Source organism: Flagellimonas ochracea (genome assembly GCF_009903685.1).
GTDB lineage: Bacteria > Bacteroidota > Bacteroidia > Flavobacteriales > Flavobacteriaceae > Flagellimonas > Flagellimonas ochracea.
On record NZ_JAAABI010000007.1, the window covers coordinates 20,301 to 36,601 of the forward strand.

Here is a 16,301-nt window from a genome sequence, read left to right on the forward strand (position 1 = left end):
CAATTTAGTTCGGTAAAAGGAAATTACGAAAAGCCCTTAAGCTAAAATAAATCCTTGAAGAAGGACTTAATCTCGAACAAGGTTGCCTCATTCATGCTGTCAAATCGAAGATCCGCATGGCCCACACGTTCTTCAGGACCGATGCCAACGCTGTAAAAACCACCTGCTTTAGCGGCGTCAATGCCTTTTTCTGCATCCTCAAAAACAATGCAATCGTCGGGTTGTAGGCCCATTTTTTCAGAACCATATAAGAAAATGTCGGGTGCGGGTTTGCTTTTTGAAACACTGGTTCCATCTCCAATCACATCAAAATATCCCATGGCATTTAATTGTTCCAAAACTTTTATCGCATTTTTACTGGCACTGCCCAGGGCGACCTTAAATCCTTCGGTCCTTAAGTGGGTCAAAAGCACTTTGGCACCCGGCAGATAGTCCTCAGGTGTGATGTTTTCCAAACTCGCCACATAGATTTCGTTCTTTTTGTTGGCCAGCTCTTCAATTTTGGCTCCCTCAAGTTCAACGTTGTTGTGGTCCATGATCACTCTAATGGAATCCAATCGGGAAATGCCGCGCAGTTGCTCGTTGAGTTCCCGGTCAAAATCCCATCCCATCTCGTCCGATAGGTTCTTCCAAGCTTCATAGTGCAATTCAGCGGTATCGGTAATTACCCCATCCAAATCGAAAATAAATCCTTTGATCATGGTTTTGATTTTGAAAAAGCAAAGAAATGATGAAAATTGTTAAGAAAAAAACTACAAAGCCGATTAATTTGCGTTCAATCGAACAAAATCGAGCTTAAAAAGTATCATAGATTTAAATCCATAAATTCCAATTAAAAAAGTTGTGATAAATATCCTTGAGCGGATACTTTTCTAAATGGGGCAAATTGCTATTTTTGCCCATGCATAACAACGTACTTATCCTAGATTTCGGTTCTCAGTACACACAGTTGATTGCGAGACGCGTACGAGAACTCAATATTTACTCCGAAATTATTCCTTATAATAAAGTTCCGACCGATTTATCGGATTATGGCGCTGTGATTCTTTCGGGATCTCCGCTTTCGGTTAGGGCAGAAGAGGCTCCCATTCCCGACCTGACAAAAATAAAAGGAAAGATACCCTTATTGGCCATTTGTTATGGTGCCCAGTATCTGGCCCATTTCAATGGGGGAAATGTTGCTCCATCGAACACTAGGGAATATGGAAGGGCAAATTTGTCTTTCATCAAAGAACATGAGCCCTTTTTTCACATCATAAACGAGGGAAGTCAAGTTTGGATGAGCCATAGCGATACCATAAAAGAACTTCCCAAGGGAGCAGTATTGTTGGCAAGCACCCACGATGTGGAGAATGCAGCTTTTAGGATTGAGGGCGAAGATTCCTATGCCATTCAATTTCACCCTGAGGTATACCACACCACGGACGGAGAACAGTTGCTCAAGAACTTTTTGGTAGACATTGCCGGAATGGAACAGGATTGGACCCCCGATGCCTTTGTGGAGACGACTATTGCAGAGCTCAAAAACACGTTGGGTGACGACAAGGTGATTTTGGGCCTATCCGGTGGAGTGGATTCGAGTGTGGCCGCCCTTCTATTGCATAGAGCCGTTGGCAAAAACCTGTATTGCATTTTTGTGAACAATGGACTTTTAAGAAAAAATGAGTTCCATGATGTGCTGGAACAATATGAGGGCATGGGACTAAATGTCAAAGGTGTAGATGCTTCGGCACGCTTTTTGGGTGCTTTGGCAGGAGAAAGTGATCCAGAAACAAAACGAAAAACGATAGGACGGGTGTTCATTGAAGTATTTGATGATGAGGCACATAAGGTAGAAAACGCCAAGTGGTTGGCCCAGGGAACCATTTACCCTGATGTTATTGAGTCCGTATCGGTTTCTGGAGGTCCCTCTGCTACCATTAAAAGTCACCATAATGTTGGAGGACTCCCAGATTATATGAAATTAAAAGTGGTTGAGCCTCTAAAGCTTCTTTTCAAGGATGAGGTTAGACGGGTAGGTGCGAGTATGCATATGGACCCCAATATTTTGGGACGGCATCCATTCCCAGGTCCGGGATTGGGCATTCGTATTTTGGGGGACATCACCGCCGAAAAAGTAGCCATGCTTCAAGATGTGGACCATGTTTTTATAAAGGGATTGAAAGATTGGGGGCTATATGATAAAGTTTGGCAGGCCGGAGCTATGCTTTTGCCCGTTAATAGTGTAGGGGTTATGGGCGATGAAAGAACCTATGAGAAATGTGTGGCGTTACGAGCGGTGGAAAGTACCGATGGTATGACTGCCGATTGGGTGAATTTACCCTATAAATTTCTACAAAAGATCTCCAATGAAATAATAAATAAGGTAAAAGGCGTTAATAGAGTAGTGTACGACATTAGTTCGAAGCCACCTGCAACTATTGAATGGGAATGAAAAAAATTATCAAAACATTGTTTTTTGGAGCCTTTTTATTGGCTTCGCTGCATGTTTCCTCACAAAAAAAGTTTGAGACACATGTAGTTAAAGAGGGCGAGACCTTACAAAGCATTTCCCAAAAATATAGGGTTACGCCCTATACCATCTTGCAATCCAACAAAGAGCTAAAAACTGCTGCAGATCTCAGGCCCAACACAATTTTGGTAATTCCCCTGAATGGTTCTGTGATTGAAACTACTGATAAGCCCAAGGAAGAAAAAGTTGAGGAGCAGATTGAGCCTATTGGATTTTCTCGTCACAGGGTTCGAAAAAGAGAGACGCTATTTGGATTGACCCAGCGTTATAGCATTACCGAGGAACAGTTGAAGCGCTACAATACCCAACTCTATTCCCAACCACTTAAAAAGGGGATGGTGTTGCGGATACCGAAGTTCCCTGAGGTGGACCCAAATGAAGAGAAAGAGCTGGATTTTGAAACATACACGGTACAACCTAAGGAGACGCGCTGGAGTATTGCCCATAAATATGGCATTACCGTTGACAGTCTTGTTAACCTCAATCCAGACTTGCCCAAAAACTCCAATTATTTAGCTGCCGGGCAAGAGCTGAAGCTACCAAGACCCAAAGGGGATAGCCTCAAGGACCAAAAGGTAGATCTTTTCACGTCGTACACGGTTCCATTAAAAATGACCTTATACAGTTTGGGCAAAGAATATGGTATTCCATCCGATTCCATTGTTAAGCTAAACCCCGAAATCATGAAAGAGGGCGGGTTGAAAGAAGGTATGGTTATCCGTCTTCCTAAAAAACAGGACAAGTCAGGTATCGTAAATACCGATAACTATATTTTTTATGAGGTCAAGCCAAAACAGAACGTATTCCGGCTTACGCAAAACCTGAAAATGACCCGAGACGAACTGTTCCAACTGAACCCTGATTTAGCGAATGGGTTAAAAGCAGGCATGGTACTTAAACTTCCCAAGGAAAAAGCTGAAGTATTGGATGTTAAGAATGCCTTGGTGTTGGACAAAATCAATTTGGCTGATAGCATCAACGTTGAAAACAAACCAAAATTGGTGTTTATGCTTCCGTTCAGGTTGGATCGAATCGATTTGAACGATGGCAAAAAAACACGAAGCCAAATCGCCACCCGAAGGGATCTTGCTTTGAGTCTCGGTTTTTATTCCGGTGCATTGGTTGCTTTGGATTCCATTAAGAAATTAGGTGTTTCGGTGGACGTACAAACCTTTGATACCGAATTGAGCCAAGATAAGGTAAAACAAATTTTGTTCAGGGAAAATATGCAGGGAGTAAGTGCAATTATCGGTCCAGTGGCTTCTGGTGCACTAAACGAAGTTGCAGTGCAAGCAGCGAGCAAAAACATTCCTGTAATTGCCCCAGTGGCCTCGGATAGTGAATTGAGCCATGGCAACGTTTTTTTCTCGGTGCCCAGTGATGAAGTTTTACGACATAAGATGCTCACTTATTTGGAGAAAGTTCATACGGATGAAAACGTAATCATCATTGCTGATTCTACCCATCAAGTAGCGTACGATTCCATTCTTAAAAAATTCCCTGCTGCTCAAATTGCCAAGGTTATTGACAACAAATCGTTGCATTTGGACGAGTTTTTGATTCAACTATCGGAAGACAAGGAAAACTGGGTGTTTTTGGAAACCGACCAAGCCAATATGGTGTCAAGTGTTAGCTCCATTCTCAACTCGACCAACACCGAAGAAATTAAGGTGCGGATGTTTACTACGAGTTACAATAACGCTTTTGAGGATGACGCGGTTTCAAAAACTCATCTTTCCAACCTACGGTTCACGTATCCTTCCTTTTATAAAGGGATAGACAACGACGCCTTTACTAGGGCATACAGGAAAAGGTACCGCGGACTAATTCCAAATCGCTACGCGGCCCGTGGTTTTGATGTAACATTTGATGTGTTGTTGAAGTTGGCCCACAAAAACAACCTTTTTGAAACATCCAAGATAATTGGTCTAACAGAGTACACTGGAAATAGTTTCAATTATTTTAACGATTGGACCTCGGGATACTATAACAAGGCCTGTTACCTTATGGAGTATGATAGCTTACAAATAAAAGAAGTACAACTGAATGACCTCAAAAGTAACCTATAACGGAGAACTGCGAACAACGTGCGTTCACCTGAAATCGCAAAACGAATTTATTACTGATGCACCAATGGATAACAACGGAAAAGGGGAGGCCTTTTCTCCCACGGATACTGTGGCAACCGGTTTGGCGAGCTGTATGTTAACAGTGATGGGCATTAAAGCTCGTGATTTGGACGTAGATTTGAATGGAGCTACGGCAGAAGTAACCAAGCACATGGCATCAAATCCGAGGCGTATTTCTAAAATAGATGTGATTATGACCTTTCCCGAAAATATTTCGGAAAAAAACAGAAAAATATTGGAACATACAGCCAACACTTGCCCCGTACATTTTAGTCTTCATCCCGATATTGAAAAAGTAATCGAATTCCATTGGTCAAAATAGTTCCTATAGTATGTGTGTTACTTCTTGGTTTTTTGGGATTGTGTCAGGAAATTGAGGAAGGAATACCATGGAGTATGGAAAACAGACTTACATGGCACGATTTTAAGGGCAAAGTGCCTCCAGCGGCGGTATCTGCAGCAACCACGGCAAGTGGGATCAGCTATTCCTATACAGCAAATCTGATTCACCATGAGGTGCACTTGGATTTTGAAGTAAACGCTCATTTTTATCCCAATGAATCGTGGTACAAACCTGAACAGTGCAACGATTTGACCTTGAGCCATGAGCAACTCCATTTTGATATTGCCGAGCTCTTTGCCCGTCAAATGCGCAATAAACTGGAAAGCACCTCTTTTTCAGACAACGTAAAGGCCGAAATACGAAAAATCTATAGGGAGACCTTGGAAGAACTGCAAAAATATCAAGAGTTTTACGATTGGGAAACCGACTTTTCCCGAAATCGCGGGAGGCAATTGGAATGGAATGAAAAGGTAGCTAAAGCCCTAAACCGAGAGGATGAACATTAAATTTCGTCAAAAATATTAACTCCTTTGGCATTTGGTCGAGAGCCCCATTCAAAATTTTCGGTCATTCTAATTTTTCCATTTTCTAGCATGGACAGTTCGCCAACCGATGAGCCATTGTCCAATTCACCATCAAATTGTAGCTGGCAATAGCTAAATTTCAAAGTTGACCCCGTTAAACTGCCCACTAGGAACCCCTTGGCAATCTTACCTCCTGAATATTTGGCATGGACAACATGTTCTTTTTGTTTAAAATAAAAGAGAGTTTCTTTGTTGACCACGCCATTTACGGCCGTTTGGGTTACATTCATGCAAACTTGGTCCAGATTTATCATCTTTCGATAAAAGTTTTATACATCACACCTTAGAAAAGCATCCTTTAAAGCACCGATTTTGTCTTCCCAGGTTACTATGAACTCCTGGGCCACGTGACCTTTAAAACCGGTATTCAAAATTGCATGCATTATGGCAGGGTAGTAGAGTTCCTGTGTCTCATCAATTTCATGTCTTCCAGGAACCCCTGCAGTGTGGTAATGCCCAAAATAGTTGTGGTATTTTTGAATGGTACGGATAATGTCACCCTCTTGAATCTGCATGTGATAAATGTCAAACAGTAATTTAAAATTATCACTCCCCAAACGCCGACAGAGCTCAATGCCCCATAGCGAATTATCACACATATAATCGGGATGGTCAATTTGGTTGAACAATTCCATTTGTATTACTACCCCATGTTCTTCTGCCAAAGGCATTATTTGCGATAGTCCATCAACACAATGCTGAAGACCCACATAATCATTAATCCCCCGCCGATTGCCACTAAAACAAATAAGGTTGGTGTAGCCAGCTTCAGCCACCAGGGGAATTATTTCCGTATAATTTTGGATGAGTTGTTCGTGGTATTTGGGGTCGTTCCATCCCTCAGTAAGACTAATCTCCGCACCATTGCACATAGAGCAATGTATGTTGTGCTTTTTCAACAAAGGCCAATCTTTGGGGCCAATTAAATCTATGGCCTTGATACCAAGTTCGTTCAAGGTCGATAAAAATTCTTCCAAAGGAATATCGTTAAAGCACCATTGGCATACGCTGTGGTTAATGTTGTGCTTTAGTTTAAAATCTTTTTGGGTTGGACCCTCATTTGACAAAGCCGAAACTGACACTAATCCAGCAGAACCCGCAGCGGCCGTTGCAATAAAATTTCTTCGTTTCATTGAGGATGGATTGTTCATGGAAAGATAGTACATTAGGTCAATAAATGGAAATACGGCCCAACGCAGAACAATTACTGGAGCTTGCTCATTACAGGATGCCCTTCGGCAAGTATAAGGGGCGATATCTATTGGATTTGCCGTTACCCTATTTGGTATGGTTCAGACAAAAAGGCTTCCCCAAAGGGAAGTTAGGGGATTATCTCAATACCATGCTTACCATTAAGGATAACAACCTAGAACCTATCATTAGAAAGCTGCAAAAAGAATTTCCTCGGGATTCCTCCTGATTTTTGTGCTGCAATTTGTAACTTTACGCCCCGTAATAGAACGTTCAAAATGTCACAGACCAAATACATTTTCGTTACGGGAGGCGTAACTTCATCCCTGGGCAAGGGAATTATCGCCGCATCTTTGGCCAAACTCTTGCAGGCCAGAGGTTACCGAACCACCATACAAAAGTTGGATCCCTATATCAATGTAGACCCTGGAACGTTGAATCCCTATGAACATGGGGAGTGTTATGTGACAGACGATGGTGCCGAAACCGATTTGGATTTGGGCCACTATGAACGTTTTTTGAACGTTCGAACCTCCCAAGCGAACAACGTGACTACGGGAAGAATCTACCAAAGTGTAATTGAAAAAGAACGAAGGGGCGAATTTTTGGGTAAGACAGTCCAAGTGGTTCCACATATTACCAACGAAATAAAGGAACGCATTCAAATTTTGGGCAATAGTGGCGATTACGACATTATTATTACCGAAATTGGCGGTACTGTGGGTGATATTGAGTCATTACCCTACATTGAAGCTGTCCGACAGTTACTTTGGGAGTTGGGAGAGCACAACGGTATTGTGATTCATTTAACCCTGGTGCCCTTTTTATCCGCCGCGGGCGAGTTAAAGACAAAACCTACTCAACATTCGGTTAAAACCTTGATGGAAAGCGGAATTAAGGCCGACATTTTGGTCTGCCGTACCGAGCATGAAATTTCTGAGGAAATCAAAGAAAAATTAGCCCTTTTCTGCAACGTAAGAAAGGAAGCCGTAATTCAGTCCATTGATGCCTCCACCATTTACGATGTACCACTTATGATGCAGGAAGAAGGTCTGGATGCGGTGACATTGGAAAAATTGGCATTGCCTAAAGACTTAGAACCCAATTTGGACCAGTGGAAAGAGTTTTTGGAAAGACACAAAAATCCAAAGAACAAAGTGGTCATAGGTTTGATTGGGAAGTATGTGGAACTTCCTGATTCCTACAAGTCCATTCAAGAATCGTTCATCCATGCCGGTGCTGCCAACGAAGTCGAGGTCGAGGTGCGTTCCATTCATTCCAGCCACTTGTCGGCCAAAAACATTGATAAAAAACTTTTAGGGCTGGATGGAATTCTGGTTGCTCCAGGTTTTGGTGAACGTGGAATCGAAGGAAAAATAAGGGCCGTACGCTATGCCAGGGAAAACGATTTGCCTTTTTTGGGCATCTGTTTGGGTATGCAAATGGCGGTGATAGAATTTGCACGTAACGTCCTTGGCATGGACAAAGCGAACTCTACCGAAATGGACCCAAATACACCCTATCCTGTAATCAGTTTGATGGAAGAACAAAAATCTGTGACCAACATGGGGGGGACCATGCGACTTGGAGCATGGGATTGCCATTTAACAGAGAACAGCTTGGTGCACCAAGTTTATGGCACTTCAGATATATCCGAACGGCATCGTCACCGATTCGAGTTTAACAATGAGTACAAACAGCAAATGGAAGATGCTGGATTGGTGCCCACTGGATTTAACCTCAAAACCGGATTGGTTGAGGTGATTGAGATTCCATCCCATCCTTGGTTTGTTGGAGTGCAGTACCATCCGGAATATAGAAGTACAGTGGCGAGCCCCCACCCATTATTTGTAGGGTTTGTAAAGGCCGTATTGGCCCAGAAACAGAAACAAAAGAATGCCAGTTTGGCATAAACTGCGGTTTTGGGCATATATTTGCCACCTGAAATACCATTAAAGATTTCGACTAAATAATTTTCATGGAAGAGAAGAAGCTGGATATCAATTCCATTATCGGGTTCGTTCTGATTTTTGGAATTCTAATTTATATGTTCTACCAAAATCAACCTACTCCGGAAGAATTGGAAGCCCAAAAGGCGCAACAGGAACAGGTTGAAGCAGAAGCAGCAGTAGAGCAAGCCGAAAAAGAAGCGGATACCCCCCAGTTGGAAGAACCCAAACCTTTGGATGTAAATGATTCCACTGCAGTGGCCAAATATAAAAGTTCCATTGGAGCGTTTGGTTTTACCAAAGCGAATGAGGGAACTTCAAAATTGGAAAATGAATTGCTTTATCTTGAAATTGCCAACAAAGGAGGACAAATTGTGGAGGCCAAGATGAAGAATTTTGTCACGTACGATTCCATTCCAGTGTATTTGGTTAAAGATGGCAATGCCAATTTTGCACTTAGTTTTTCAACTTCCGACAATAGGGTGCTCACCACAGCTGATCTATATTTTGAACCCTCTTTTTCCAACAACGGTGATAATCAGGTTCTTTCCATGAAGGCGAAGGTGTCCAACAATCAGTATTTGGAATACCGTTACGAGATGAAACCCAACGAATATCTAGTTGATTTCACGGTACGTTCGCAAGGGCTTAATGGAGTGATCAATAGCAGCAAGCCACTGGATTTGACTTGGGACATGAAGGGTATACGTCATAATAAAAGTGTTCAGTACGAAAATCGTTATACTCGATTGACCTATAACCATGAGGATGGAAAAATTAGCAAGCTTTCGGAAAGCAGCGACTTGGATGAAGAAATCGAGGAGGATATAAAATGGCTTTCTTACCGTCAGCATTTTTTCAGCTCCATTTTGGCCACCGACAATCATTTTAAAACGGCCGAACTCATTTCCAAAAATCTTGTTGAGGAAGAAAGTAAGGAGGAATTTTTTACCAAGCAATATAGTACCAAGGCTCCTTTGGAACTTCAGGGTGGGGAACTTTCCCAACAAATGTATTGGTATTATGGCCCTACGGATGTAAAAATTTTGGACGACTATAAAGATTTGGCCTTGGCCGATTCCATTCCTTTTGGATGGGGTATATTCGGTTGGATTAACCGCTATGTGTTCACACCCTTTTATGGTTTTCTGAGCTCTTTTCTTCCTTATGGGATTGCGATCATCGTGATGACCATTTTGGTGCGTTTGGCACTATCCCCTGTTACCTATAAGTCTTATCTTTCACAAGCTAAGATGAAGGTCTTGAAACCGGAGATTACCGAAATCAACGAAAAGTACAAGGACAACGCCATGAAAAAACAGCAAGAGACCATGAAGCTGTACAACAAGGCAGGCGTGAGCCCCATGAGTGGATGTATTCCTGCATTTTTGCAGTTGCCAATTTTCTATGCCCTTTTCATGTTCTTCCCTACTTCTTTTGAATTACGGCAGAAATCTTTTTTATGGGCAGAGGATTTGTCCTCTTATGATACTATTTTCAATTTACCGTTCACCATTCCTTTCTATGGAGACCATGTAAGCTTGTTTCCCATTTTGGCCTCGGTCGCCATTTTCTTCTACATGATGATGACCACTGGGCAGAGCATGCAAATGCAACAACAACCCGGAATGCCTAATATGAAGTTCATCATGTACCTATCTCCAATAATGATGTTGTTCTTCTTTAACAACTACGCCAGTGGTTTGAGTTTGTACTACTTCATTTCTAACTTGATCACCATTTTCATCATGTTGGCCATCAAAAAGTACATTTTGGATGAAGAAAAGATACATGCCCAAATTCAAGAGAACAAAAAGAAGCCCAAAAAGGAAAATAAGTTCCAGCGTAAAATGCGAGAGATGATGGAACAAGCCGAAGAGCAGAAAAAGATAGGCAAGCGTTAGATTTTTAGTTTTTGGATTTTTTTGGAACTTTCAATTAAACCTTTTAGTTAAACCTGTGTCCAACCCCAATAACCTACAAAATCCATAGTATGAAAAATTTAAAGTATCTACTTTTTCTGTTGGCATTTATTTTTGTTGGCTCAACGGATTATGCTGAAGCGCAGGTCCGCCGGTCTACCGTAAAAACTGTTAGAAAAAAGCGAAGGGTAAAGCGCAAGGTCCGTAGGCATAATAGAAGAGTGGCCCGTAGAACTTTAAGAACCCTGCCGAGAAACACCCGACCCATTATTTTCAGGAGAGTATCGTATTACCCCATAGGAGGGATGTATTACGTGCAACGCAGGGGTGTTTATGTCAGAACGTTCCCTCCAAGAGGTTTCCGTTTGCGCCTGCTGCCAGCTACTGCAATTGCACTTACCGTTAGGGGCAATGCCTACCGATATGCAGATGGTGTTTATTACAGGGAAATGGAAGGCGAGTATGAAGTAACCGAACCCCCAATAGGTGCAGTTTTGGATGAGCTTCCCGAAGATGCGGAAGAAATAGACTTCGATGGTGTTTCGGCCTACGAACTTAACGATGCGGTATACAAAGCTGTTGAGGATGGCTATGAACTTATCGATGTTTTGGAAGAAGAGGAAGAATAAGTCACAATCCTGTCTTTAACAACATAAAAAAACTCCCTCAACGTGTTGGGGGAGTTTTCCATTTATTGGCTTAGTTTGGAAAGATTTGGGACTTCAAAGATGAGGCATGATGGCGTTAAAAAAAATTAATAGTTGTCAAACCTCTTGTTTTGTATGGTAAACAGATATCTTTTGATGTGTCATCGATGAACGGTAAAACGATAACTAATAAAAAACTCCCTTGATTCATCATCAAGGGAGTTTTTGAAAAACTAAAACTCAAAAATTATAGCATTAAAATATTAGTGCAGGGCATCAAGCACTTCTTTTGGCAACAAGACTTTGTCTATGATATGGACGATTCCATTGCTGGCCACATTGTCCGCACCAATTACTTCCGCATCGACATGGGTCTTGTCACGAATGAACACACCGTGATTGAGTATTACCGTTACATCCTCTCCCTGAACCGTATGTAATCTTTGATGGTTTTTCAAGTCTCCAGAGGCTAAAGCCTGTCCAGCAACCACATGATAAGTCAATATTTTGGCCAATAACTCTTTTTCTTGAGGGGTATCAAAATCTGCCAAGCTGTTGTATTGACTTCCCAAATCATGCAAAAGGCTTGCAAAAGCCTCATTGGTGGGCGCAAAAACAGTGAAAGGACCTTCTCCACTTAGCACTCCGACCAATCCGGCATCAGCCTGAATCAGTGCATCCACCAAAAGGTCTAGGTCATCAACTGATTGTGCTAGCTCAACAATGTTGGGAGTTGGAGGGAAAAGAATATCCAAAACTTCTTGAGGGAGCAACACTTTGTCAATCACATGGACCACTCCGTTACTTGCCTCAACATCGGGTAGCATCACAGTGGCATTATCATCTGTTGCATCAACTATATGCACTGTACCGTTCTTTTTATTGATACCTACATTTTCACCTTGGAAAGTTTCAATCTGCTGTCCATCAGATAAATTATCCTTAAAAGCAGCGGTACCTACAATCACATGATATGTCAGTACCTTGACAAGAATGTCTAATTCTTCTTGGGTATCGAAATCTGACAAACTGTGAAAATCATCTCCTAGTATATCCAGAAGCTCACCAAAAGCTTCGTTGGTCGGAGCAAAGACTGTAAACGGACCAACACCGCTCAAAGTTTCAACCAGACCTGCATTAGCCGTTTGTAAGGCTTCTACCAACAATTTCAAGTCATCAGTTTCAACCGCAATCTCCACAATGTTTTTGAGCTGAAGCTGTGCTACAAAATCGAGCGCCACCTGAGGCAGCAATACTTTGTCAATCACATGTACCACTCCGTTGCTTGCTTCCACATCGGGTAGCACTACCGTAGCATTGTTATCGGTTGCATCAACTATATGCACTGTACCGTTCTTTTTGTTTACTTCAAGATTATCTCCAAAAACAGTTGGAATCTGCTGTCCGTTGGATAAATTATCAGCGAATGCGGCAATATCTGGAACAACATGATATGTTAGAATAGCAATCAACAAATCTATTTCTTCTTGGGTGTCGAAGTCAGAAAGATTTTTGTAGTCATCACCAAGGATGCCCAAAAGTGCAACAAAAGCCTCGTTGGTAGGCGCAAAAACGGTAAAGGGCCCTTCCCCACCTAATGTTTCTACCAATCCCGCATTGGCTGCTTGGAGAGCTTCTACCAAAAGACTAAGGTCATCGGTTTCTATGGCTATTTCCACAATGGTTTTCAATTGTAGTCCAGCTACAAAGTCGATGGCAGCTTGTGGTAATAATACTTTGTCGATGGTGTGTGCCACACCATTGGAAGCCAAAATATCAGTTCCAGTGATATTAGCGTTGGTGTCAGAAGCATCGCCTATTAAAAAAGCATCGTCACTTTCTATAACTGATAATTTATTGCCTTCAAATGCTGTTGGGACTTCTCCTGCCTCCAAGTCGTCCTCGAGTACTTTGGCAGGAATAACATGGTATAGTAAGATATTTCTAAGTAGATCTATTTCTTCTGTGGTATCAAAGTCATCCAAGGAAGTATAGTCGTCACCTAAAACATCGAGCAATGCAAGGAAGGCATCATCAGTCGGTGCAAAAACCGTGAAGGGACCTTCACCACTTAGAGTTTCTGCCAATTCAGCTTTTAGGACAGCGGCTTCCAATAGGGAAAGACTCTCTGTTTCCACTACAATTTCAACCAAATTTTTAGATTCTTCGTCACCATCATCATCATTGAGGGCATCTAAAATGGCTTGAGGAAGCAATACTTTATTGATTACATGTACAATGCCGTTTGAAGCAAATACATCAGGTATGACTACCTCTGCATCTTCGTCTGTGGCATCTTCGATAAATACTCCATCGTCCAAATCAACTTCAAGGTCTTCACCCTGAAACGTGGTGATCATTTGGTCATCTTCCAAGTCGGTGGATTTGACAGAAACACCGGCAACCACATGATACTTAAGAATGGTAGCAAGAAGGGCCTTTTCTTCTGGGGTGTCAAAGTCTTCAAGTTTATCAAACCCATCCAGATTGCCCAATAATTCGTTAAATGCACCATTGGTTGGAGCAAATACAGTGAATGGTCCGTCGCTGCTAAGTGTACCAATTAAATCTGAATCTTCATTTTCGTCCGCTTTTGTAAGTGCGGCTACCAAGGAGCTTAAATCATCAGTGGCCTGGGCCGTTTCAACAATATTACTTTGGGGTTCATCTGCCATGGCAAGGGCAGCGCCGTCGTCTTCGTCATCACAGGATAGCGCTACAAGGGCTACCAGCATAAAGAGCAAATAGCTCTTTAAACGTATTACTTTTTTCATTTTCATAGGGTGTTTAGTTAATAAATATGTGAGGTGAAAGAAACGGGCCATGATTTACCATGGCCCATATTCATTCTAATTCATAGTGTCTGGAATCAATACGGAATCCAATACGTGGATTACGCCATTGGCAGCTTGCAGATCCACTACATCAATACCAATTCCTGTATTACCAGCGCCATCGGTGACGTCAGCAATATTGTCACCTGTGCCTGGTAGAGTAATAATGAACGTATCTCCTTCCAAAGTAGCTGGAGTAACAGTATCTCCATTTGGATTCAAATCACCTGATCGAATATTTGCTCCAGAAATAACATGATGTTGCAATACACTGGTAAGCAATCCAGAATCGATATCTTCCAATGAATTCCACATGTCGTTGCTGTCCAATAGCGCCTGGAATGCATCGTTTGTAGGAGCGAATACGGTGAAAGGACCGTTACCTGATAGGGTTGAAACAAAATCTGGTTGTCCATCGGTAGTAAGTGCTGCAGCTAGAGAGCTTAAATTAGTATCGGCCACTACAAAAGTGACTACGGTAGGAAGGTCAATAACAGCGTCTACAGCATGGATGACCCCGTTTGTTGCTACGATGTCCGCTTCAGCAACATTGCTTATTCCATTTAAAGTGACACCATCATCTGTATTGATATAGAGACTTAGGTTTTCATCTGTATCAAATTCGGCTGCTGTATTTACGTAAGAATTGCTCAAACCAGAGGAGAATGCAGCAGTTCCTACCACTACGTGATTGGAAAGTATGGTATTGATATCATTCGCATTTGGGTTGGTAAAGGCATCAAAAGCTGCGTTTACGGGTGCAAAAACTGTGAATTCTTCCTCTTCATCGGAAAGTAAATCGGTGAAAGCTGTGTTATCTCCGTCGGTCAAAGCTGCTACCAAAGAGGAAAGATTGGGATTGGCAACGGCATGGTCTACTATGTTGGGCAAATCAATAACGACATCCACAACGTGCACTACACCGTTCAATGCCTTTACGTTGGGTGTTTCAACAGTAGAAACACCATTAAAGGTAACATCTCCATCAGTGTTGAAGAAAATACTGATGTTTTCATCTTGGGCTCCTCTTGCCAAGGTTTTGGCATAACCTGATCCTAAATCCTGTAGATCTGTACTGAAAAGTTCTCCTTCGATAACATGGTTCAATAAAACTTGCGTAAGGGTTTCAACGGGGATGTCCTCTAAGGCAGTACCATTTAAGAAGGTTTCAAAAGCTGTATCAGATGGTGCCAATACTGTGAAGGGGCCATCGCCTCGTAATGCTGTGGGCAAATCTCCATCCGCAGCAGTAAGGGCAGCAACCAGGCTTTGCAAGTTTTCATTGGCTATAGCCAAATCAGTTATAGGTACTAAAATAATGTCTGCCAAAGAATCTAGAATGGTCTGAGGCAACAATACCTTATCTATAACATGTACTACTCCGTTGGTAGTTTCTACATTGGCGGTGGTCACTTGGGCATCAGTGTCTGTAGCGTCTCCAATAAATACGCCTCCTGTTGTGGAAACACTAAGTGTAGCACCTTGGAGCGTGGTCAGTGTTTGTCCATCACTTAAATCGGTGCTTAAGGCTGCAGTACCTGATATAACATGATAAGTTAAGATCACTGCCAATAGGTTTTGCAATTCTTCGGAATTAAAATCATCCAAGGAATCAAAACCATCCAATTGTGCCAATAAATCAGAAAAAGCAGCATTGGTTGGTGCGAATACCGTGAAGGGACCACCCCCGCTCAAAGCACTAATCAGGTCGTTGCTGGAACTTTCATCGGCTTTTTGCAACGCACTTACCAAGCTGCTAAGTTCTGCTGTGGCTTGAGCGGTTTCTACAATATTGGTGTCATTTTCTGGGGGTTGTGTACCATTGTCATCATCGGAACATGATGTAAATGTAAGTAGTAAAATTACCAGGGAGATTCTGGTGAGATTGATCAGTGCTTTCATAGTAAATTTTATTAAATTAATTGTTTAATGCTTTAAAGATATAATTAAACAAAATTGGTTGCTTTTGTTTTATGATTTTTATAAAAAGTTTAACAAAATGATTTAGTTAGAAGCCTCAAGAGAATCTTTGTACGAATTTTTTTGAATAATTTTTTGGTAACTATTACTTAATCAATTTTTTAGATAAAAACTTCTTTTTCTTGAATCGTAATGGCAGAATTATGATTCTTTAAACATTTTGATTTTCAAAATTCACATTTTGTTTAGGATTTACTTGAAAATAATAAT

13 protein-coding genes are annotated in these 16,301 nt (G+C 41.7%); 8 read left to right on the forward strand and 5 right to left on the reverse strand.

Annotated elements, in window-relative coordinates:
• Positions 1 to 41 precede the first annotated feature (41 nt).
• The gene (pgmB, locus tag GTQ34_RS14720; protein ID WP_166524573.1) at positions 42 to 701 is read right to left on the reverse strand and encodes a beta-phosphoglucomutase; all 660 of its coding nucleotides are present in this window, start codon (positions 699 to 701) and stop codon (positions 42 to 44) included.
• 200 nt (positions 702 to 901) lie between these two features.
• On the opposite strand from pgmB, the gene guaA reads away from it, so the two are divergent.
• The 4 genes from guaA (at position 902) to GTQ34_RS14740 (ending at position 5,490) form a co-directional block, all read left to right on the forward strand.
• Positions 902 to 2,434: a glutamine-hydrolyzing GMP synthase gene (gene guaA, locus GTQ34_RS14725; RefSeq protein ID WP_166524574.1), complete on the forward strand. Its 1,533-nt coding sequence runs from the start codon at positions 902 to 904 to the stop codon at positions 2,432 to 2,434.
• Complete coding sequence (locus tag GTQ34_RS14730; protein WP_166524575.1) at positions 2,431 to 4,581, forward strand: LysM peptidoglycan-binding domain-containing protein; 2,151 nt, start codon at positions 2,431 to 2,433, stop codon at positions 4,579 to 4,581. Before guaA ends, GTQ34_RS14730 begins: the two co-directional genes overlap by 4 nt.
• Positions 4,559 to 4,963 (forward strand): OsmC family protein, encoded by a 405-nt coding sequence (locus GTQ34_RS14735; RefSeq protein WP_166524576.1) that lies wholly within the window; start codon positions 4,559 to 4,561, stop codon positions 4,961 to 4,963. The genes GTQ34_RS14730 and GTQ34_RS14735 overlap by 23 nt, the downstream gene beginning before the upstream one ends.
• 74 nt (positions 4,964 to 5,037) lie before the next feature.
• A complete protein-coding gene (locus tag GTQ34_RS14740; RefSeq protein ID WP_235915055.1) occupies positions 5,038 to 5,490 on the forward strand; it encodes a DUF922 domain-containing protein in 453 nt (150 codons plus the stop codon).
• Here GTQ34_RS14740 and GTQ34_RS14745 read toward each other — a convergent pair.
• Positions 5,487 to 5,822 carry an avidin-fold protein gene (locus tag GTQ34_RS14745; RefSeq protein ID WP_470299679.1) on the reverse strand — a complete coding sequence of 112 codons (336 nt, stop codon included), beginning with the start codon at positions 5,820 to 5,822 and terminating at the stop codon, positions 5,487 to 5,489. The two genes, GTQ34_RS14740 and GTQ34_RS14745, sit on opposite strands and share 4 nt — an antisense overlap.
• Positions 5,823 to 5,837: 15 nt before the next feature.
• Positions 5,838 to 6,701 carry a hydroxypyruvate isomerase family protein gene (locus GTQ34_RS14750; protein ID WP_166524579.1) on the reverse strand — a complete coding sequence of 288 codons (864 nt, stop codon included), beginning with the start codon at positions 6,699 to 6,701 and terminating at the stop codon, positions 5,838 to 5,840.
• 44 nt (positions 6,702 to 6,745) lie between these two features.
• On the opposite strand from GTQ34_RS14750, the gene GTQ34_RS14755 reads away from it, so the two are divergent.
• The 4 genes from GTQ34_RS14755 to GTQ34_RS14770 all read left to right on the forward strand — a co-directional run bounded on the left by GTQ34_RS14755 (position 6,746) and on the right by GTQ34_RS14770 (position 11,259).
• Complete coding sequence (locus GTQ34_RS14755; RefSeq protein WP_166524580.1) at positions 6,746 to 6,988, forward strand: DUF3820 family protein; 243 nt, start codon at positions 6,746 to 6,748, stop codon at positions 6,986 to 6,988.
• 49 nt (positions 6,989 to 7,037) lie between these two features.
• The gene (locus GTQ34_RS14760; protein ID WP_166524581.1) at positions 7,038 to 8,672 is read left to right on the forward strand and encodes a CTP synthase; all 1,635 of its coding nucleotides are present in this window, start codon (positions 7,038 to 7,040) and stop codon (positions 8,670 to 8,672) included.
• A 65-nt stretch (positions 8,673 to 8,737) separates the two neighbouring features.
• The gene (yidC, locus tag GTQ34_RS14765) at positions 8,738 to 10,612 is read left to right on the forward strand and encodes a membrane protein insertase YidC (protein WP_166524582.1); all 1,875 of its coding nucleotides are present in this window, start codon (positions 8,738 to 8,740) and stop codon (positions 10,610 to 10,612) included.
• 89 nt (positions 10,613 to 10,701) lie between these two features.
• A complete protein-coding gene (locus GTQ34_RS14770; RefSeq protein ID WP_166524583.1) occupies positions 10,702 to 11,259 on the forward strand; it encodes a DUF6515 family protein in 558 nt (185 codons plus the stop codon).
• Positions 11,260 to 11,540: 281 nt separating this feature from the next.
• Here the strand turns inward: GTQ34_RS14770 and GTQ34_RS14775 are convergent, their stop codons facing one another.
• Both GTQ34_RS14775 and GTQ34_RS14780 read right to left on the reverse strand, forming a co-directional pair.
• Positions 11,541 to 14,051, reverse strand: a complete 2,511-nt coding sequence (locus tag GTQ34_RS14775; protein WP_166524584.1) for a fasciclin domain-containing protein — start codon at positions 14,049 to 14,051, stop codon at positions 11,541 to 11,543.
• A 75-nt stretch (positions 14,052 to 14,126) separates the two neighbouring features.
• Positions 14,127 to 16,013 carry a fasciclin domain-containing protein gene (locus GTQ34_RS14780; protein WP_166524585.1) on the reverse strand — a complete coding sequence of 629 codons (1,887 nt, stop codon included), beginning with the start codon at positions 16,011 to 16,013 and terminating at the stop codon, positions 14,127 to 14,129.
• Positions 16,014 to 16,301: the final 288 nt, after the last annotated feature.